Source organism: Enterobacter sp. BWH64, assembly GCF_001037645.1.
GTDB lineage: Bacteria > Pseudomonadota > Gammaproteobacteria > Enterobacterales > Enterobacteriaceae > Enterobacter > Enterobacter hormaechei_C.
Genome location: NZ_KQ089922.1, coordinates 3760959 through 3779672, shown reverse-complemented (window position 1 = coordinate 3779672; position 18714 = coordinate 3760959). Strand labels below are relative to the sequence as shown.

Below are 18714 nucleotides of genomic sequence, written 5' to 3'. Positions count from 1 at the left end.
AAAAAAGGTGAGCAATGCTCACCTTTTTTGATCGTGTTGGGATTAGAACGCGTAGTTGAAGTTGGTACCAAACAGCCAGGCTTTACCTTCAGAGGTAAACTCGTACGGGCCTTCCTGGAAGGTCACCTTCTGGCCATGCATGTACGACACGCCCGCGTCGATAGAGGCATTCTCGTTGAACGCGTAGGTTGCCCCCGCACTCACCCAGAAACGGTCCTGATCCGGAATGGAGATGGAACGTTTATCGGCCGGTACCGGGCTGTCATCAAATGCCACGCCGGTACGGAACGTCCAGTTATCATCCATATAATAGGTCGTACCAAGCGCGATACGGTAAGCATCGTGGAAGCTTTCGTCTTTATAGAACAGCGTCTGGCCGTTGCTGCCGGTGGCTTTAAGCTCCTCGAACTGGCTCCAGCTGGTATACGCGAGGCTGTAGTGAATTGCCCACTGCGGCGCAACGCGGTTATAACCTGACACTTCCCACATTTCTGGCAGATGCAGCGACAGTGAGCCCGGTACGGTTTGATTCGAGGTACCCCATGGAATGGTGGTACCTGCGCCTGGCACCATACCGTTGACTGGGCTCAGGATGCCGCTTTTGTAATCGCCATCGAAATCAATTTTCACTTCTGAGCGATAGGTCAGACCCCAGCGGTTGTTTTTATCCAGTTCATACAGGATACCGGCGTTCCAGCCGTAACCCCATTCATCACCTTTCAGGCTGGCAATTTTATTGCTGTTTTTTGGCAGCGCAGCAGTTTGCTCCCCGGAGTAACGCTCGATTTTTGCATCGGCGTAGACCGCATCAAAGCCCAGACCAAAGCTCCAATTATCGTTCAGACGATATGCGCCGCTCAGGTTGAGGTTCAGGGTCGTCAGGTCGGTTTTACCGCCGTATTCCCCGGCCGGATAGTTGTTATTGAACTCCGTTGCCAGGCCATAGTTAGAGGTGACAGAGGCACCCCAACCAAACTGTTCATTGATTGGCGCAACAAAGTGCAGGTTAGGCACCCACGCGGTCGGCGCAATGTTATCCGCCTTCAGATCTGCGCCGGTGAACTGAGATTTGCCAGAAATGTTGACATCAGGATCGATGTAAACCGCACCGGCAGAGAAGGTAGGGCGATCAAACATCATGATCAGTGCCGGGTTACGACTCGCGTTGCCTGCGTCATCGGCAATCGCACCTTCCCCGGAATACGCACGGCCAAGGCCAGAGGAAGAAAATTCGTTTAACTGGAAGCCCGCTGACCAGGCGGACGTTGAGACGATTGCCACTGCAACTGCTAAAGCAGTTTGTTTGAACAGGGTTTTCTGGCTCATGACCATAACCTCATTGAGTTATTTTTATTCAATAATTGTTACATACCGTAACAGGAGCGCGAAGTGTAGGGTCTGAGGTATGACTTACAAATCAGACCAGTGGCGAGAGTATAGGTCTGACCAGCTGGGATGTTGCAAGTTTGTTTATTAATATTTTCAGATATGTTTCTTGAAACGAGATCTGGTTGGCAAAATTGTGACCAGTGCGATTCCTCTGAAAAGGGGAATTTTGTTTTAGATCATTTTTTAGTGTGATATTGCTCACTTATCCGATTTTGCGCCATTAACGGCTGGAGGGGGCTCGTCCGGGGGCGTAAAATAGACGCATCGTGTTTATCTCGCGCCCTGCGCGAATACAGAGGAAATTGAGCTATGAGTAAATGCAGTGCTGATGAAACCCCGGTTTGCTGCTGTATGGATGTTGGCACCATTATGGACAACACCGATTGCACCGCCTCTTACAGCCGCGTATTCCCTAACCGCGCTGAAGCGGAAGAGACGCTGGCCGCGCTGAGCCAGCGCGCGCGTGAAGTCGAATCCGATCCGTGTGAAATCAAATCCACCTTCACGGAAGTGGAAGGCGGCGTGCAGCTGGATATCGACTTTGTGTTCGCCTGCGAAGCAGAAACGCTGATCTTCCAGCTGGGCCTGCGTTAATACTTTTTGCACGGGCCTACGATCGTGTAGGCCGGGTAAGGCAACGCCGCAACCCGGCAACAAATCTCACAAATGCCTCTGCCATGCAGGGGCATTTTCTTTTTCTTCTCTGTGCCTTAGCTCGCAATTTTTCGCTTCCCCGATTGGCTCAATGTAAAAAAATAGTTAAGACTATTATCAGGTCAGACCACTTAATGTGTGCGCAAAATTTTTTTACAGGGGAGTGTTATGAGTCAGGCATTACCGCTTATCACCCGACACGGTGACCGCATTGCCATTGTCAGCGGGTTACGTACGCCGTTTGCGCGTCAGGCAACCGCGTTTCACGGTATACCGGCTGTCGATCTGGGAAAAATGGTGGTGGGGGAGATGCTGGCTCGCAGCGAGATCCCGCCAGAGGTTATTGAGCAACTGGTTTTCGGCCAGGTGGTGCAAATGCCGGAAGCGCCCAATATCGCACGTGAAATCGTGCTGGGCACCGGCATGAATGTTCACACCGACGCATACAGCGTCAGCCGCGCCTGCGCCACCAGTTTCCAGGCGGTGGCGAACGTGGCGGAAAGCCTGATGGCGGGGACCATTCGCGCGGGGATCGCCGGCGGCGCGGATTCCTCCTCCGTGCTGCCCATCGGTGTTAGCAAACAGCTGGCCCGCATCCTCGTGGATGCCAACAAAGCCCGGACCACCGGTGCGAAGCTCAAACTCTTCTCGCGTTTACGTCTGCGCGACCTCATGCCCGTGCCACCTGCCGTTGCTGAATACTCCACCGGCCTGCGTATGGGCGACACTGCCGAGCAGATGGCAAAAACCTACGGTATTACCCGCGAACAGCAGGATGCACTGGCGCATCGCTCGCATCAGCTCGCTGCGAAGGCCTGGTCGGAAGGCAAACTTGCCGACGAGGTGATGACGGCTTACATCCCGCCTTTCCGCGAACCGCTGGTGGAAGATAACAATATCCGTGGCACCTCGACGCTGGAGGATTATGCAAAACTGCGCCCGGCGTTTGATCGTAAACATGGCACCGTTACGGCGGCCAACAGTACGCCACTGACGGACGGTGCCGCCGCCGTGATCCTGATGACGGAATCCCGGGCGAAAGAGCTTGGCATAACACCGCTGGGCTATTTGCGTAGCTACGCCTTTACCGCCATTGATGTCTGGCAGGACATGCTGCTCGGTCCGGCCTGGTCCACGCCGCTGGCGCTGGAGCGTGCGGGGTTGACGCTGGCTGACTTAACCCTGATCGATATGCACGAAGCCTTTGCCGCACAAACCCTGGCAAACATTCAGCTGCTGGCAAGCGAGCGCTTCGCGCGCGATGTACTGGGCCGCGCCCACGCGACCGGCGAAGTGGATCAGAGTAAGTTTAACGTGCTTGGCGGATCCATCGCCTACGGCCATCCATTTGCGGCGACCGGCGCGAGAATGATAACTCAGACTTTGCACGAGCTGCGTCGCCGCGGCGGCGGTTTTGGTCTCGTTACCGCCTGTGCGGCGGGCGGCCTGGGTGCAGCAATGGTTCTGGAGGCTGAATAATGGAAACGACATCTGCATTTAATCTGGCTGTTCGCCTTGATAACGTGGCTGTTATCACCATTGATGTACCCGACGAAAAGATGAACACCCTGAAGGCCGAGTTCGGCGTTCAGGTGCGTGCGATGCTCAGACAGATCCGCGAAAACAAAGCGATACGTGGCCTGGTATTTATCTCGGCAAAGCCGGATAACTTTATTGCCGGGGCCGATATCAACATGATTGCCCGGGCGAAAAGCGCTCAGGAAGCAGAAGACCTGGCGCGTCAGGGGCAGCAGGTAATGGCGGAGATCCATGCGCTGTCGATACCCGTTGTCGCTGCGATCCACGGGGCCTGCCTGGGCGGTGGGCTTGAGCTGGCGCTGGCCTGTCACAGCCGCATTTGTACCGACGATGCGAAAACCGTACTCGGACTGCCGGAGGTACAGCTTGGATTGCTGCCCGGTTCAGGTGGCACGCAGCGCCTGCCGCGTCTGGTAGGCGTCAGTACGGCGCTTGAGATGATTTTAACCGGTAAACAGCTGCGCGCCCGCCAGGCGTTAAAGGCGGGTCTGGTTGATGAGGTCGTTCCGCACGCCATCTTGCTTGAAGCCGCCGTTGAGCGGGCGCTGAAAGGTCGTCAGGCGAAACGCCCTCTGCCGGTGCGCGAGCGTATCCTCGCCGGGCCGCTGGGGCGCACGCTGCTGTTCAATATGGTGGGTAAAAAAACTGAGCAAAAAACCAAAGGGAACTATCCGGCAGCGACGCGCATTCTGAAGGTGATTGAAACCGGTTTATCGCAGGGCAGCAGCAGCGGTTATGCTGCGGAAGCGAAAGCCTTTGGCGAGCTGGCGATGACGCCGCAATCGCAGGCGCTGCGCGGCATTTTCTTTGCCAGCACGGAGGTTAAAAAAGATCCGGGCAGTGAAGCTGAACCGGCTCCGCTGCGCGCCGTTGGCGTTCTGGGTGGTGGGCTGATGGGCGGCGGCATCGCATTTGTCACCGCCAGCAAAGGCAAATTGCCCGTACGTATCAAAGATATCAACCCTAAGGGTATCAACCACGCGTTGCAGTACAGCTGGCAGAACCTTGATCGCAAAGTGAAACGCCGCCATATCAAGGCCAGTGAGCGTGATAAAACCCTCGCGATGATCACTGGCGCCACCGACTACAGTGGGTTTGCACACCGCGATCTGGTGATTGAAGCCGTGTTCGAAGATCTCGCCCTTAAGCAGCAGATGGTGGCGGACGTTGAACAGCATTGCGCGCCGCACACCATTTTCGCGTCAAACACCTCGTCTTTGCCGATCGGCGACATCGCGGCGAAAGCCGTGCGCCCGGAGCAGGTGATAGGGCTGCACTATTTCAGCCCTGTCGAAAAAATGCCGCTGGTGGAGGTTATTCCACATGCCACAACCAGCCCGCAAACTATTGCCACCGTGGTGAAACTGGCGAAAAAACAGGGCAAAACCCCGATTGTGGTCGCGGACAAAGCCGGCTTCTACGTCAACCGCATTCTGGCACCTTACATTAACGAAGCGATGCGGTTGCTGACGGAAGGGGAGAAAATTGAGCACGTCGATGACGCTCTGGTGAAGTTTGGTTTCCCCGTCGGCCCAATCCAACTTTTGGATGAGGTAGGAATTGATACGGGGACTAAAATTATCCCTGTGCTGGAAGCGGCTTATGGCGATCGTTTTGCGCCGCCTGCAAACTTTGTTTCTGCAATTTTGAAGGACGATCGCAAAGGCAGAAAAAATGAACGCGGTTTCTATCTTTACGCCGTGAAAGGGCGTAAAAGCAAGAAACAGGTCGACCCTTCGGTTTATGCGCTTATTCCTGTCACGGGTCAGGGAAAACTGTCGGCGGTTCAGTGTGCTGAGCGCTGCGTGATGATGATGCTCAATGAAGCGGCGCGCTGCTTTGGTGAGCAGGTGATCAAAAGCGCGCGCGACGGCGATATCGGCGCCGTGTTTGGTATCGGTTTTCCGCCATTCCTTGGCGGTCCGTTCCGGTATATGGACACCCTCGGGGCGGGTGAAGTGGTTGCGATCCTGCAACGTCTGGCCTCGCAATACGGTCCACGGTTTACACCTTGTGACGAATTATTGCAGATGGCGGAACGGGGTCAGACATTCTGGCCCGCAAGGGAAACTGATTGCGTAAACTGAAGTCAAAGAAGGGTAAATCCTGAGGTGATGGAACCTGTTCTGGCGAAATTGTAAACAGAGATTGACTATACTTACGCCATTGAGGTAAAAAACAGCGTTTCATTCACCGAATGGATCAGGCACAATGCCCGGCCATCGGGTTTTCTACCTCAGAGCATTAATCGCGGGTAGTTAACGCCGGTGATTCTGGTTAACAAAAGCGGTGCAATATGCAAGTTTTTATCATGCGTCACGGCGACGCGGCACTCGATGCCGCCAGTGACTCAGTACGTCCTTTAACCGTCTGTGGCTGCGACGAATCCCGTCAGATGGCGACATGGCTTAAAGGTCAAAAAGTGGACATTGAACGCGTTCTGGTGAGTCCGTTCCTGCGGGCAGAACAGACGCTGGATGTGGTAAGGGAGTGTATGAACCTGCCATCCAGTGTGGATGTTCTCCCTGAACTCACGCCGTGTGGCGATGTTGGCCTTGTCAGTGCTTACCTTCAGGCGCTGTGCAATGAAGGTGTCGCTTCCGCACTGGTCATTTCCCACCTGCCGCTGGTCGGCTATCTGGTATCTGAGCTGTGCCCGGGCGAAACGCCACCGATGTTCACAACGTCCGCCATTGCCAACGTCACCCTCGACGAAACCGGCAAAGGGGTCTTTAACTGGCAAATGAGTCCGTGCAACCTGAAGATGGCAAAAGCCATCTGACGTGACGTGCGATATGGCGGGGTGCAGCGTGCCTCCCGCCATCCTGTCAGGGCAATTCTGGCGGCTGCCACTCCTCCACCTCAATCAATACCAGCAATGCGGCATCTCCGCCGTACTCTTTTGGCGCCTGATGAAAAGCCATCACGTGTGGATGCTGAGCCAGCCACAGCGGTGTCTGTTGCTTAAGAATATGTTTGCCGTGGCCGTGCATCACGCAGGCGCAAAAAACATGCTCGCGACGACATGCCGCGATCAACGCCCCCAGCTCCTGTTTCGCCTGCATCTGGGTCAACCCATGCAGATCGAGGAACAGCTCCGGCGAGTAATCTCCCCGGCGTAATTTTTTCAGTTCAAAATGGCTGACGTCTTCGCGCACGTATTTCACCGCACCCTGCGTATTTAGCAGCGGCTGAAACTCATCTGAAAAATAGTGGCTGTTATCGGCCTGCTCCTGGAGCAACCGTTTGACCGGTACCTCGCTGACTTTTTTACGCTGCGGGCGATGGACAATGGTGTCGTGCGTGATTTGACGCGTCCCGGTCATCAGCTGGCGGAATAGAGCCTGATCCTCCTCGCTGAGCGATGTTTTCTTTTTCATTCGTCATTCTCATCTCGTATTTCCGATAGTGTACCCGACTAAACGCATTTTTTAACCTCAAGCGGTACGCGTCATTGCTGATTTATCGCCGTCTTCATGGCAAACTAGCCGCCGAAAATTATGCGAGCATGCCCTGGAGGAAAGAGTGGATAAAATTTTTGTCGATGAAGCAGTAAACGAGCTGCATACCATACAGGACATGTTGCGCTGGTCGGTTAGCCGCTTCAGCGCCGCCAATATCTGGTACGGACACGGTACCGACAATCCGTGGGATGAGGCCGTGCAGCTGGTGCTGCCGTCTCTCTACCTGCCGCTGGATATTCCGGAAGACATGCGCACCGCGCGCCTGACCTCCAGTGAAAAACACCGCATCGTTGAGCGCGTGATCCGTCGCGTAAACGAGCGCATTCCGGTGGCTTACCTGACCAACAAAGCCTGGTTCTGCGGCCACGAATTCTACGTTGATGAGCGCGTGCTGGTGCCGCGTTCGCCGATTGGCGAGCTGATCAACAACCATTTTGACGGCCTGATTAACCATCAGCCGCAGCACATTCTTGATATGTGCACCGGCAGCGGCTGCATCGCCATTGCCTGCGCGTACGCCTTCCCGGAAGCGGAAGTGGACGCCGTCGATATCTCCACCGACGCGCTGGCCGTCACCGAACACAACATTGAAGAGCACGGGCTGATTCATCACGTCACGCCTATCCGCTCTGACCTGTTCCGCGACCTGCCGACGCTGCAATACGACCTGATCGTCACCAATCCGCCGTACGTGGATGCAGAAGATATGTCCGACCTGCCGAACGAGTATCGTCACGAGCCGGAGCTGGGCCTGGCGTCAGGCTCTGACGGGCTGAAGCTGACCCGCCGCATCCTGGCCTGCGCGCCGGATTATCTGACCGACGACGGCGTTCTGATTTGTGAAGTAGGCAACAGCATGGTACATCTGATAGAGCAGTACCCGGATGTGCCGTTCACCTGGCTTGAGTTCGACAACGGCGGTGACGGCGTCTTTATGCTGACCAAGGCGCAACTGCTTGATGCACGCGAATACTTCAGCATTTACAAAGATTAATCCAGCGGGCTTCGGCCCGTTTCACAACGCTCAAACACAAACAACAACATCGGAGCCGTGATGGCAGGAAACAGTATTGGACAGGTATTCCGTGTGACCACCTTTGGCGAGTCGCACGGTCTGGCACTGGGTTGTATCGTTGATGGCGTCCCGCCAGGCATCGAACTGACCGAAGCCGATTTACAGCATGACCTTGACCGTCGTCGTCCGGGTACCTCTCGCTACACCACGCAGCGTCGCGAGCCGGACCAGGTCAAAATTCTCTCCGGCGTATTTGAAGGCCGTACCACAGGGACCAGCATTGGTCTGCTGATTGAAAACACCGATCAGCGTTCTCAGGACTACGGCGCGATTAAGGACGTTTTCCGTCCTGGTCACGCCGACTATACCTACGAACAAAAATATGGCTTTCGCGACTATCGCGGCGGCGGGCGTTCTTCCGCGCGTGAAACCGCGATGCGCGTGGCGGCAGGGGCAATTGCCAAAAAATATCTCCAGCAGAAATTCGGCATCGTTATCCGCGGCTGTCTGTCCCAGATGGGCGACATTCCGCTGGCAATCAAAGACTGGGATCAGGTAGAGCTCAACCCGTTCTTCTGCGCCGATGCCGACAAGCTGGACGCGCTGGATGAGCTGATGCGTGGCCTGAAAAAAGAGGGCGACTCCATTGGTGCGAAAGTCACCGTGGTGGCCGACGGCGTGCCGGCTGGCTGGGGCGAGCCGGTATTTGACCGCCTTGACGCCGACATCGCCCACGCGCTGATGAGCATCAACGCGGTGAAAGGCGTCGAAATCGGCGACGGTTTTGACGTGGTCAAGCTTCGCGGCAGCCAGAACCGCGACGAAATCACGAAGGCGGGTTTCCAGAGTAACCATGCGGGTGGCATTCTGGGCGGCATCAGCAGCGGGCAGCAAATTATTGCCAATATTGCGCTGAAACCAACGTCCAGCATTACCGTCCCGGGCCACACGATTAACCGCGCTGGCGATGAAGTTGAGATGATCACCAAAGGGCGTCACGATCCGTGCGTGGGGATCCGCGCGGTGCCGATCGCAGAAGCGATGCTGGCAATCGTGCTGATGGATCACTTCCTGCGCCAGCGCGCGCAGAATGCGGATGTGACGACCACCATTCCACGCTGGTAACTATGAAAAAAACCGCAATCGCTCTGCTGGCGCTGCTGGCCAGTGGAGCAAGCCTGGCCGCTACGCCGTGGCAGAAAATCACCCACCCGGTAGCGGGGAGTGCGCAGTCCATTGGCGCTTTCTCCAACGGGTGTATCGTCGGTGCGCAGGCGCTGCCGTTGCAGTCGGATACTTATCAGGTGATGCGTACCGATCAGCGCCGTTATTTCGGCCATCCTGACCTGCTGCTGTTTATTCAGCGTCTTGGCAACCAGGTGCATAACCTGGGGCTGGGGACGGTGCTGATTGGCGATATGGGGATGCCTGCCGGTGGTCGCTTCAACGGCGGTCACGCCAGCCACCAGACCGGACTGGATGTGGATATCTTCCTGCAATTGCCGAAAACGCGCTGGAGCTCAGCGCAGCTGCTGAAACCGCAGGCGCTGGATCTGGTCTCGGCCGACGGTAAACGGGTCGTCGCCTCGCGCTGGTCGCCGGAAATTTCCAGCATGATTAAGCTGGCGGCAGAGGATAACGACGTCACGCGGATCTTTGTTAATCCGGCCATCAAGCAGCAGCTTTGCCTGGATGCGGGAACGGATCGCGACTGGTTGCGTAAAGTGCGCCCGTGGTTCCAGCACCGGGCGCATATGCATGTTCGCCTGCGCTGTCCGGCGAACAGCCTGGAATGTGAAGATCAGCCGCTGCCACCGCCTGGCGATGGTTGTGGTTACGAACTGCAAAGCTGGTTTGAACCAGCCAAGCCTGGAACCTCTAAGCCTGAGAAGAAGACACCGCCTCCGTTGCCGCCTTCCTGCCAGGCGCTACTGGATGAGCATGTACTTTAATGGATAATTTCGTCGATCTGTTCATGGTGTCACCGCTGCTGCTGGCGGTGCTCTTTTTTGTTGCGATGTTAGCCGGATTTATCGATGCCCTGGCGGGCGGCGGCGGGTTGCTCACCGTTCCGGCGCTGCTGGCGGCAGGCATGAGCCCTGCCCAGGCGCTTGCCACCAACAAACTCCAGGCATGCGGCGGTTCGCTCTCCTCGTCGCTCTATTTCATCCGGCGCAAAGTGGTGAATCTCGCCGATCAGAAGCTCAATATCCTGATGACGTTTATTGGCTCAACGGCGGGTGCGCTGCTGGTCCAGCACGTACAGTCCGACATTCTGCGCCAGATCCTGCCGCTGCTGGTTATCTGTATCGGCCTCTATTTCCTGCTGATGCCAAAGCTCGGGGAAGAAGATCGACAGCGTCGTCTTCACGGCCTGCCGTTTGCGCTGATTGCCGGTGGCTGCGTCGGTTTTTACGATGGCTTCTTTGGCCCGGGGGCAGGTTCGTTTTATGCGCTGGCATTCGTGACGCTGGCCGGATTCAACCTCGCCAAATCCACCGCCCACGCCAAAGTCCTCAACGCGACCTCCAACGTTGGCGGTCTGCTGCTGTTTATCATTGGCGGCAAGGTTATCTGGGCAACCGGGTTTGTGATGATGGCAGGGCAGTTTTTGGGCGCGCGCGCAGGCTCGCGTCTGGTATTAAGCAAAGGGCAAAAGCTGATCCGCCCGATGATTGTTGTCGTCTCGGCGGTGATGAGCGCCAAACTTCTTTATGACAGCCATGGACAGGAGATCCTCACCTGGTTGGGGATGAACTAATGAACAGTACGCATAACTACGAACAGCTGATTGAGATCTTCGATAGCTGTTTTGCTGATGATTTTAATACCCGTCTGATTAAAGGCGACGACGAACCGATCTATCTTCCTGCTGATGACGAGGTTCCGTATAACCGCATCATCTTTGCCCACGGCTTTTACGCCAGCGGTTTGCACGAAATTTCGCACTGGTGTATCGCCGGGAAAGCGCGTCGCGAGCTGGTGGACTTTGGTTACTGGTACTGCCCGGACGGGCGCGACGCCGCCACCCAGGGGCAGTTCGAAGATGTGGAGGTGAAACCTCAGGCGCTCGAATGGCTGTTCTGCGTAGCGGCGGGTTTCCCGTTCAACGTAAGCTGTGACAATCTCGAAGGCGACTTCGAGCCAGACCGTATCGTCTTCCAGCGCCGCGTTCATGCGCAGGTGATGGAATATCTTGAGAAAGGCATCCCGGCACGTCCGGCACGCTTGATCGAGGCTTTACAGAATTATTACCACACGCCGGAGATCACGGCGGAATGCTTCCCTTGGCCGGAAGATCTTTAACAGAGGAAAGAAGATGATCGCAGAATTTGAATCACGCATTCTGGCGTTAATTGATGACATGGTGGAACACGCCAGTGATGATGAGCTGTTCGCCAGCGGTTATCTGCGTGGTCACCTGACGCTGGCGGTAGCCGCGCTGGAAGCCGGGGACGATCACTCTGCCGACGCCGTTCACGCGGAAGTCACTCGCAGCCTGGAAAAAGCCATTCTGGCCGGGGAACTCTCTCCGCGCGACCAGTCTTTAGTGCTGGGCATGTGGGACAATTTGTTCCAGCAGGCGAAAGCGAAGTAAGTGTATCACCGCCCTCTCCCACAGGGAGAGGGCCGGGGTGAGGGCACCAGACCGCACCCTACTTGACCATTTTCCCCTTCAGCAATTTCCGCACCCACAGTCGGTTTGGATTCAGCCCCGCGAGCGTAACCCTGTCCAGCGGAACCGGCTCGTCGCTCATTTGCGCGGCTAACGCTTCAGCCAGCAGCGGCGCGGAGCATAATCCCCGCGAGCCTAAGCCACCCAGCATAAACAGCTCGGGGTGAACGGGAGCACTTACCGCCGTTTCTTTGTTGTCAGCAAGATCCTGATAGACTTCAAGCGTGGCGTCATAGTCCGGCACGTTTCCCGCCATCGGCAGGTGATCGCGGGTCGCGCAGCGTACGCCGCAGCGCGCCTGACCCTCACCGACATTCACCTCTTTTGCCCACGACGCATCCGGGAAACAGTCGAGCAGGCGCTGGCGGTTTTGCTGCTGATCCGCTTCGCTGTACTGCATATCTGTTTCACCGCGATGGTAGCTGGCACCGATGCAGTGATGGCCGTTGGACGGGTTTTGCGGCGTCAGGTAGCCGTCGTAACACAGCACCTGACGCAGTTTGCTCAGTTGGGGGGCGGCAGGAATATGGCTTACCTGGCCGCCGACCGGATAAACCGGCAATGACGCTGTCTGGGTAAACTGGCTGATATGATGCCCGTTGGCCAGCACAACGCTGGCATGCTGCGCCTCTTTGCCGTTAGCGAAACGCAAATTCCAGTGCGCAGTGCGGCTTAGCGATTGAACCTTATGGGCATAATGCACTGTCAACCCACGCGACTGCCCGAGGGCTATCGCCGCAGAAGTCAGTTCAGCCGGACACAGCCAGCCGCCGAGTGGATACTGAATACCCCCGCAGCCGGTGTCGACGCCAGCGGTCTCTGCAACCTGCTGCGCCGTGACGGCATGGGCGATGGCCTCCGGCAGACCCAGCGACAGCATTTGTGTGATTTTCTGCTGGCTCTTCTCGTCCCAGCCGAGCTGCGTCACGCCGCACCAGTTGTGGTCGAACGCAACCGGCAGGCTATCGTAAAGGCGGCGAGCAAACGTAAACGCCGCCGGGAAGAACTGGAACAGTGCCGGATCGTGTGAACTTAATAAGGGATAAAGCGCGCCCTGACGGTTGCCTGATGCGCCCGTCGCCGGCGCCTCGTCAGCGCAGTAGAGCGTCACCTGCCAGCCACGGTGCAGCAGCGCCAGCGAGAGCAGGGCGCTGGCGATACCCCCGCCCACAATGGCGACCTCACGCGAGGTGCTGGTGCGACGGGCAAACCAGGGGGCCTGCGCCGGGATCGCCAGATCCTGTTCCATCACCCCGACCAGCATGTCGCGTTTGCGGCCAAAGCCTTTGGTTTTCCGCATGGTAAACCCCGCCTCCTGCAACCCACGGCGAACAAATCCCGCCGAGGTGAAGGTAGCAAGCGTCGCGCCCGGGCGCGCCAGACGTGCCATGGCGCTGAACAGGTGCGGGCTCCACATGTCCGGGTTTTTGGCGGGCGCAAAACCATCCAGGAACCAGGCGTCCACCTTCTGATTCATTGAGTCATCGAGCTTATCGGTCAGGTCGTTAATGTCGCCCAGCCACAGGTCGAGGGTGACGCGTCCGTCGTCCAGAATCAGACGATGACAGCCACCGATAGCCGGAGGCCACTGGGCCTGAAGCTGTTCCGCCCAGTGGGTAAGCTCCGGCCAGCGCTGATGGGCAAGCCGCAGATCGTGCGCGGTAAGCGGAAATTTTTCGAAACTGATGAAATGTAATCTTTGTAAGGTAGCCTCGGGGTGTGCAGCGCGAAACTGGTCGAACGCCTGCCAGAGGGTCAGAAAATTCAGCCCGGTGCCGAAACCGCTCTCCGCTACGACAAACAGGCTGCGCGGATGCTCAGGGAAGCGGGTGCTGAGATGATTTCCTTCGAGGAAGACATAGCGCGTCTCTTCCAGTCCGTTATCATTAGAAAAGTAGACGTCATCAAAATCTCGGGAAACAGGTGTACCCTCAGCGTTGAATTCGAGGTTGGCAGGTTGTATGGCGTTTTGTTTCACGTAAGTTACTCGTCCGACAGGCAGTGGCACGATCTTAGCGATGTGAGCCCATCGGTGCAAATTTCCACAGAAAATGGCTGATCGGACTTGTTCGGCGTACAAGTGTACGCTATTGTGCGACTCGAAACTTTTTATAGTGCGACTTACAGAGGTATTGAATGAAACGTGCAGTGATTACTGGCCTGGGCATCGTTTCCAGCATCGGTAATAACCAGCAGGAAGTCCTGGCATCTCTGCGTGAAGGACGCTCCGGGATCACTTTCTCTGAAGAGTTTAAAGATTCTGGAATGCGTAGCCACGTATGGGGTAACGTTAAACTGGACACCACCGGTTTAATTGACCGTAAAGTGGTTCGTTTCATGAACGATGCCTCTATCTACGCCTATCTTTCCATGCAGGAAGCGATCAAGGATTCTGGTCTGAGCGAAGACGCTTACCAGAACAACCCACGCGTGGGCCTGATTGCAGGCTCCGGCGGTTCCTCTAAAGCTCAGGTGTTCGGTGCTGACGCCATGCGCAGCCCGCGCGGCCTGAAAGCGGTCGGTCCATATGTTGTGACCAAAGCCATGGGTTCAGCGGTTTCCGCGTGCCTGGCAACGCCGTTCAAAATCCACGGTGTGAACTACTCCATCAGCTCCGCATGTGCGACCTCCGCACACTGTATCGGTAATGCGGTTGAGCAGATCCAGCTGGGCAAACAGGACATCGTATTTGCTGGCGGCGGCGAAGAGCTGGGCTGGGAAATGGCCTGTGAGTTCGACGCGATGGGCGCACTGTCCACCAAATACAACGAAACGCCAGACAAAGCGTCCCGTACTTATGACGCACACCGCGACGGTTTTGTTATCGCTGGCGGCGGCGGTATGGTTGTGGTTGAAGAGCTGGAACACGCGCTGGCGCGTGGCGCGCACATCTATGCTGAGATCGTGGGCTACGGCGCAACGTCTGACGGCGCTGACATGGTTGCTCCATCTGGTGAAGGCGCGGTGCGCTGCATGAAGATGGCGATGCACGGTGTTGATACTCCAATCGACTACCTGAACTCCCACGGCACCTCAACGCCGGTAGGCGACGTGAAAGAGCTGGGTGCGATCCGTGAAGTGTTCGGCGACAATAGCCCGGCTATCTCTGCAACCAAAGCCATGACCGGTCACTCTCTGGGAGCGGCGGGCGTGCAGGAAGCGATCTACTCTCTGCTGATGCTGGAAAACGGCTTTATCGCGCCAAGCATCAACATCGAAGAGATGGACGAGCAGGCGGCTGGCCTGAACATCGTGACCGAAACCACCGAACGTGAGCTGACGACCGTTATGTCCAACAGCTTCGGTTTCGGCGGCACCAACGCCACGCTGGTGATGCGTAAGCTGAAAGCGTAAGCGTTTGAAGGTATAGTAGAAGGGAGCCGCGCGGCTCCCTTTTTTATGCCTGAACACGGAGTTATGCATGAAGGCTGTTACCCCTGAGAAGAGCGCTCCTTCCGGGAACCTTTCCCTTTTCCGCATCGCCTTTGCGGTGTTTCTGACCTATATGACCGTTGGCCTGCCGCTGCCGGTGATCCCCTTGTTCGTTCACCAGGAGCTGGGCTATGGCAACACCATGGTCGGTATTGCGGTGGGCATTCAGTTTTTAGCGACGGTATTAACCCGGGGCTACGCCGGTCGCCTGGCGGATCAGCACGGCGCAAAACGCTCGGCGTTGCAGGGCATGTTTGCCTGCGGGCTGGCGGGGGGAGCCTGGCTGCTGGCGGCGCTGTTGCCAATAGATGCAGCGTATAAATTCGCGCTGCTGGTGGCAGGGCGCCTGATCCTCGGCTTTGGCGAAAGCCAGCTGCTGACCGGCACCCTTACCTGGGGAATGGGGCTGGTGGGGCCTGCGCGTTCCGGAAAAGTGATGTCCTGGAACGGAATGGCGATTTACGGCGCGCTGGCGGCAGGCGCACCGCTGGGGCTGCTGATCCACAGCCAGTTTGGTTTTGCGGCGCTGGCAGGCACCACCATGGTATTGCCGCTGCTGGCGTGGGCGTGTAACGGTTCGGTGCGTAAGGTGCCCGCCCATAAAGGCGAGCGTCCTTCGCTGTGGAGCGTGGTGGGGCAAATCTGGCAGCCGGGCCTCGGGCTGGCGCTTCAGGGGGTGGGCTTCGCGGTTATTGGTACCTTTGTCTCCCTCTATTTCATGAGCCGCGGCTGGGCGATGGCGGGCTTTACGCTGACGGCCTTTGGCGGCGCGTTTGTATTGATGCGCGTGCTGTTTGGCTGGATGCCGGATCGCTTTGGCGGCGTGAAGGTGGCCGTGGCGTCACTTGTCATTGAGACCGTGGGGCTGGTACTGCTCTGGCAGGCGCCGTCCGCATCCGTTGCGCTGCTGGGTGCGGCGTTAACCGGCTGCGGCTGCTCGCTGATCTTCCCGGCGCTGGGCGTTGAAGTGGTGAAGCGCGTCGCTCCGCAGGTGCGCGGCACGGCGCTGGGCGGCTATGCGGCGTTTCAGGATATCTCATACGGGGTCACCGGGCCGCTGGCGGGGCTGCTTGCAACGTCGTTTGGCTATCCTTCCGTCTTCCTGGCCGGTGCGGTGTCAGCGGTGGTGGGAATTGTGGTGACGCTGGTGGCGTTTCGCAGGTCGTAGTTTTTGCCCGGTGGCGGCTACGCCTTACCGGGCCTACTGTTCGAGCCGTTGTAGGCCCGGTAAGCGAAGCGCCACCGGGCAAATCCTCACGCAACCAGCCAGAAAATCGCCAGCGCAATCACCAACGCGATAAACATCAATCCCGGACGGGCAGAAAGCGTTTTGAACGTATCAACTACGGGGGCAAACAGCGGGCTGTAGATCGGCTGAATGTTTCTTACCTCCGGCACGCCGCCTTCCCGCTCGGCGCGGCGAATGAAGATCTGATTGAGCACATCCTGCACCTGCGCGGTGGTCAGCACCGTTTGCGGCGTAGCCTGCCAGCTCTGCTGAGCGTAATCCCGAATCATATCGAACTCGTGCGGTTCCAGCGGTTGTTTCAGCGCCGCCTGTACGCTGTGCAGGGTCGGGGCGCTCTGGGTGCTGAGCGTCTGACGCGCCTGGAGCCAGGTGACCAGATGGGTAAACTGTTTTGCCGGGATCATCTCGCCCGCTTTCACACCGGAAAGTTCCAGCATGGATTGCCAGATAAGCTTTGTGGGTTCGCCGGTAGCGGCAGCCAGCTTAGTGACCATCTGCTTGAGCGTATTATGCTCCGCAGGCTGCAATGGCCGCTCTGTAGACGGGCGCTGTTGCGGCTGCGGGATAGAAAGCTGATTGCTTTGTAGCAGGGTCAACACGGTTTTCAGCTGTTCTTGCGAAAGCTGGCTCAGGGCGGTATGACCGTACTGTTGACGGATAAAATCACTCACCGCCTGGCGATTATTCCCCTGGCCCAATAGCTCGGTCAGCTGCGAGATAATCTGGCGGGTAGTATGTTGCTGCTGTGCGCTGGTAAGACGCTGGTTCAGGTTTTGTTCGGCGGCAGGGAAATGGCGCGACTGTAGCGGCGCATCGTTTCTTACGCCCAAATCGTGCTTAACGCCGGCCCATACCTCTGCGTTTTGCTGTGAGGTTAACGCAATAAGACGCGTGATCAGACGCTCCAGTGCGGTGCGTTGCTGCGTGGAGAGCGGTTGTTCGCCTGGCGTGTTGGGCGTTACGGGGCCTTCACCCGGAGGGCGCGGAGGCGTACCTGAAATGGGCTGCATCGTCAAAAATCCTTAAAGTCAAACTCTGCGTAACCGGGCGGAGATATATGCCCGGCGGCGAGATTATGGCACACTTGGCAGGTTTACTTCCTCTCAAACAGGTACTCAGACGTGAAAATCCTCGTTGATGAAAATATGCCTTACGCCCGTGAGCTGTTCAGCCGCCTGGGTGAGGTTAAGGCTGTCCCTGGTCGCCCGATTCCGGTCAGCGAACTGGACGATGCAGACGCCCTGATGGTGCGCTCGGTGACCAAAGTAAATGAGGCACTGCTCACCGGCAAAGGGGTTAAATTTGTCGGGACGGCAACGGCCGGGACCGATCATGTGGATGACCAGTGGCTTAAGCAGGCGGGGATTGGTTTTTCCGCGGCGCCAGGCTGTAACGCCATTGCCGTCGTGGAATATGTTTTCTCCTCGCTATTGATGCTGGCCGAGCGCGATGGTTTTGCGCTGAAAGACCGCACCGTCGGGATTGTGGGTGTGGGCAACGTGGGCGGACGTCTGCAAAAGCGTCTGGAAGCCTGGGGTATCCGCACCCTGCTGTGCGATCCGCCGCGTAAGGATAATGGCGATGAAGGCGACTTCCGCACGCTGGATGAGCTGGTCGACGAGTGCGACGTCATCACCTTCCATACACCGCTCTTTAAAGAGGGGCCGTACAAGACTCTGCACCTGGCCGACGAAAAACTGATCCGCCGTCTGAAGGCTGGCACTATTCTGATAAATGCCTGCCGGGGACCGGTGGTGGATAACGCGGCGCTGCTGGCATGTCTCGACGAAGGACAAGAGCTTAGCGTCGTGCTGGACGTCTGGGAACCAGAGCCGGATCTCAACGTCGCCTTGCTGAATAAGGTGGACGTGGGTACCGCGCATATCGCGGGTTATACCCTTGAAGGCAAAGCGCGTGGCACAACCCAGGTGTTTGAGGCTTACAGCGCCTTTATCGGCCATCCGCAGCAGGTGGCGCTGGATACGCTGCTGCCCGCCCCGGAATTCGGCCGCATTACCCTTCATGGCCCGCTGGATGAGGCAACGCTGAAAAGACTGGTGCATTTGGTGTATGATGTGCGCCGCGATGACGCGCTGCTGCGTAAAGTGGCGGGTATTCCGGGTGAGTTTGACAAGCTGCGCAAAAATTACCTTGAGCGCCGCGAGTGGTCTTCCCTGTATGTCATGTGCGATGACGCGTCAGCGGCGGGGCTGCTGCATAAACTGGGATTTAACGCCGTTCACCACCCGGCACGTTAATGTCTTCTTAATGCTCCCTGTCGGATATTCCGGCAGGG

Annotated in this window: 17 protein-coding genes; 13 read left to right on the top strand and 4 right to left on the bottom strand. The window is 57.2% G+C overall.

The features are described 5' to 3' along the window. Positions 1–42: 42 nt before the first annotated feature. Entirely contained in the window at positions 43–1326 is a 1284-nt protein-coding gene (gene fadL / locus SK50_RS17975) for a long-chain fatty acid transporter FadL (RefSeq protein ID WP_032102746.1), read from the bottom strand. 372 nt (positions 1327–1698) lie between these two features. Here fadL and SK50_RS17970 point away from each other — a divergent pair, with 372 nt between their 5' ends. The 4 genes from SK50_RS17970 to sixA all read left to right on the top strand — a co-directional run bounded on the left by SK50_RS17970 (position 1699) and on the right by sixA (position 6364). Next, positions 1699–1983 (top strand): YfcZ/YiiS family protein, encoded by a 285-nt coding sequence (locus SK50_RS17970; protein ID WP_003861368.1) that lies wholly within the window; start codon positions 1699–1701, stop codon positions 1981–1983. Positions 1984–2211: 228 nt separating this feature from the next. Then, on the top strand, positions 2212–3522 hold the full coding sequence (gene fadI / locus SK50_RS17965; RefSeq protein WP_017692982.1) for an acetyl-CoA C-acyltransferase FadI: 1311 nt from the start codon (positions 2212–2214) through the stop codon (positions 3520–3522). Continuing rightward, positions 3522–5669 (top strand): fatty acid oxidation complex subunit alpha FadJ, encoded by a 2148-nt coding sequence (gene fadJ, locus SK50_RS17960; protein ID WP_045343838.1) that lies wholly within the window; start codon positions 3522–3524, stop codon positions 5667–5669. Before fadI ends, fadJ begins: the two co-directional genes overlap by 1 nt. Before the next feature lie 209 nt (positions 5670–5878). Further along, positions 5879–6364 (top strand): phosphohistidine phosphatase SixA, encoded by a 486-nt coding sequence (gene sixA, locus SK50_RS17955; RefSeq protein WP_045343836.1) that lies wholly within the window; start codon positions 5879–5881, stop codon positions 6362–6364. Positions 6365–6410: 46 nt separating this feature from the next. Here the strand turns inward: sixA and smrB are convergent, their stop codons facing one another. Next, entirely contained in the window at positions 6411–6962 is a 552-nt protein-coding gene (smrB, locus tag SK50_RS17950; protein ID WP_015572246.1) for an endonuclease SmrB, read from the bottom strand. Between the two features lie 145 nt (positions 6963–7107). Here smrB and prmB point away from each other — a divergent pair, with 145 nt between their 5' ends. The 6 genes from prmB to SK50_RS17920 are packed head-to-tail and all read left to right on the top strand — an operon-like array spanning position 7108 to position 11659. Continuing rightward, positions 7108–8040: a 50S ribosomal protein L3 N(5)-glutamine methyltransferase gene (prmB, locus tag SK50_RS17945; RefSeq protein ID WP_003861381.1), complete on the top strand. Its 933-nt coding sequence runs from the start codon at positions 7108–7110 to the stop codon at positions 8038–8040. Positions 8041–8100: 60 nt separating this feature from the next. Beyond that, a complete protein-coding gene (gene aroC, locus SK50_RS17940) occupies positions 8101–9186 on the top strand; it encodes a chorismate synthase (protein ID WP_015572247.1) in 1086 nt (361 codons plus the stop codon). A 2-nt stretch (positions 9187–9188) separates the two neighbouring features. Next, the gene (gene mepA / locus SK50_RS17935) at positions 9189–10013 is read left to right on the top strand and encodes a penicillin-insensitive murein endopeptidase (RefSeq protein ID WP_015572248.1); all 825 of its coding nucleotides are present in this window, start codon (positions 9189–9191) and stop codon (positions 10011–10013) included. Then, entirely contained in the window at positions 10013–10822 is an 810-nt protein-coding gene (locus SK50_RS17930) for a sulfite exporter TauE/SafE family protein (RefSeq protein WP_003861386.1), read from the top strand. The genes mepA and SK50_RS17930 overlap by 1 nt, the downstream gene beginning before the upstream one ends. Continuing rightward, positions 10822–11367, top strand: a complete 546-nt coding sequence (locus tag SK50_RS17925; RefSeq protein ID WP_003861390.1) for an elongation factor P hydroxylase — start codon at positions 10822–10824, stop codon at positions 11365–11367. Before SK50_RS17930 ends, SK50_RS17925 begins: the two co-directional genes overlap by 1 nt. A 13-nt stretch (positions 11368–11380) precedes the next feature. Then, the gene (locus tag SK50_RS17920; RefSeq protein ID WP_017383451.1) at positions 11381–11659 is read left to right on the top strand and encodes a YfcL family protein; all 279 of its coding nucleotides are present in this window, start codon (positions 11381–11383) and stop codon (positions 11657–11659) included. Positions 11660–11717: 58 nt separating this feature from the next. Here SK50_RS17920 and mnmC read toward each other — a convergent pair whose 3' ends face one another. Next, positions 11718–13715 (bottom strand): bifunctional tRNA (5-methylaminomethyl-2-thiouridine)(34)-methyltransferase MnmC2/FAD-dependent 5-carboxymethylaminomethyl-2-thiouridine(34) oxidoreductase MnmC1, encoded by a 1998-nt coding sequence (gene mnmC, locus SK50_RS17915; RefSeq protein ID WP_048229772.1) that lies wholly within the window; start codon positions 13713–13715, stop codon positions 11718–11720. A 158-nt stretch (positions 13716–13873) separates the two neighbouring features. Here mnmC and fabB point away from each other — a divergent pair, with 158 nt between their 5' ends. Together fabB and SK50_RS17905 are read left to right on the top strand one after the other, a co-directional pair. Then, complete coding sequence (fabB, locus tag SK50_RS17910; protein WP_017383449.1) at positions 13874–15091, top strand: beta-ketoacyl-ACP synthase I; 1218 nt, start codon at positions 13874–13876, stop codon at positions 15089–15091. A 67-nt stretch (positions 15092–15158) separates the two neighbouring features. Then, positions 15159–16337: an MFS transporter gene (locus SK50_RS17905; protein ID WP_045343834.1), complete on the top strand. Its 1179-nt coding sequence runs from the start codon at positions 15159–15161 to the stop codon at positions 16335–16337. Positions 16338–16423: 86 nt separating this feature from the next. Here the strand turns inward: SK50_RS17905 and flk are convergent, their stop codons facing one another. Further along, on the bottom strand, positions 16424–17428 hold the full coding sequence (gene flk, locus SK50_RS17900) for a flagella biosynthesis regulator Flk (RefSeq protein ID WP_045343832.1): 1005 nt from the start codon (positions 17426–17428) through the stop codon (positions 16424–16426). Between the two features lie 111 nt (positions 17429–17539). Between flk and pdxB the strand changes: the two genes are divergently transcribed. Continuing rightward, positions 17540–18676 (top strand): 4-phosphoerythronate dehydrogenase PdxB, encoded by a 1137-nt coding sequence (pdxB, locus tag SK50_RS17895; RefSeq protein WP_017692991.1) that lies wholly within the window; start codon positions 17540–17542, stop codon positions 18674–18676. Positions 18677–18714 lie beyond the last annotated feature (38 nt).

What these genes read in the sequence shown, in the direction of transcription:
- sixA (WP_045343836.1), top strand. Translation starts at nt 5,879, where the DNA reads ATGCAAGTTTTTATCATGCGTCACGGCGACGCGGCACTCGATGCCGCC.
- mepA (WP_015572248.1), top strand. Translation starts at nt 9,189, where the DNA reads ATGAAAAAAACCGCAATCGCTCTGCTGGCGCTGCTGGCCAGTGGAGCA.
- SK50_RS17970 (WP_003861368.1), top strand. Translation starts at nt 1,699, where the DNA reads ATGAGTAAATGCAGTGCTGATGAAACCCCGGTTTGCTGCTGTATGGAT.
- flk (WP_045343832.1), bottom strand. Translation starts at nt 17,428, where the DNA reads ATGCAGCCCATTTCAGGTACGCCTCCGCGCCCTCCGGGTGAAGGCCCC.
- SK50_RS17925 (WP_003861390.1), top strand. Translation starts at nt 10,822, where the DNA reads ATGAACAGTACGCATAACTACGAACAGCTGATTGAGATCTTCGATAGC.
- fabB (WP_017383449.1), top strand. Translation starts at nt 13,874, where the DNA reads ATGAAACGTGCAGTGATTACTGGCCTGGGCATCGTTTCCAGCATCGGT.
- fadL (WP_032102746.1), bottom strand. Translation starts at nt 1,326, where the DNA reads ATGAGCCAGAAAACCCTGTTCAAACAAACTGCTTTAGCAGTTGCAGTG.
- SK50_RS17930 (WP_003861386.1), top strand. Translation starts at nt 10,013, where the DNA reads ATGGATAATTTCGTCGATCTGTTCATGGTGTCACCGCTGCTGCTGGCG.
- SK50_RS17920 (WP_017383451.1), top strand. Translation starts at nt 11,381, where the DNA reads ATGATCGCAGAATTTGAATCACGCATTCTGGCGTTAATTGATGACATG.
- fadJ (WP_045343838.1), top strand. Translation starts at nt 3,522, where the DNA reads ATGGAAACGACATCTGCATTTAATCTGGCTGTTCGCCTTGATAACGTG.
- aroC (WP_015572247.1), top strand. Translation starts at nt 8,101, where the DNA reads ATGGCAGGAAACAGTATTGGACAGGTATTCCGTGTGACCACCTTTGGC.
- SK50_RS17905 (WP_045343834.1), top strand. Translation starts at nt 15,159, where the DNA reads ATGAAGGCTGTTACCCCTGAGAAGAGCGCTCCTTCCGGGAACCTTTCC.
- fadI (WP_017692982.1), top strand. Translation starts at nt 2,212, where the DNA reads ATGAGTCAGGCATTACCGCTTATCACCCGACACGGTGACCGCATTGCC.
- smrB (WP_015572246.1), bottom strand. Translation starts at nt 6,962, where the DNA reads ATGAAAAAGAAAACATCGCTCAGCGAGGAGGATCAGGCTCTATTCCGC.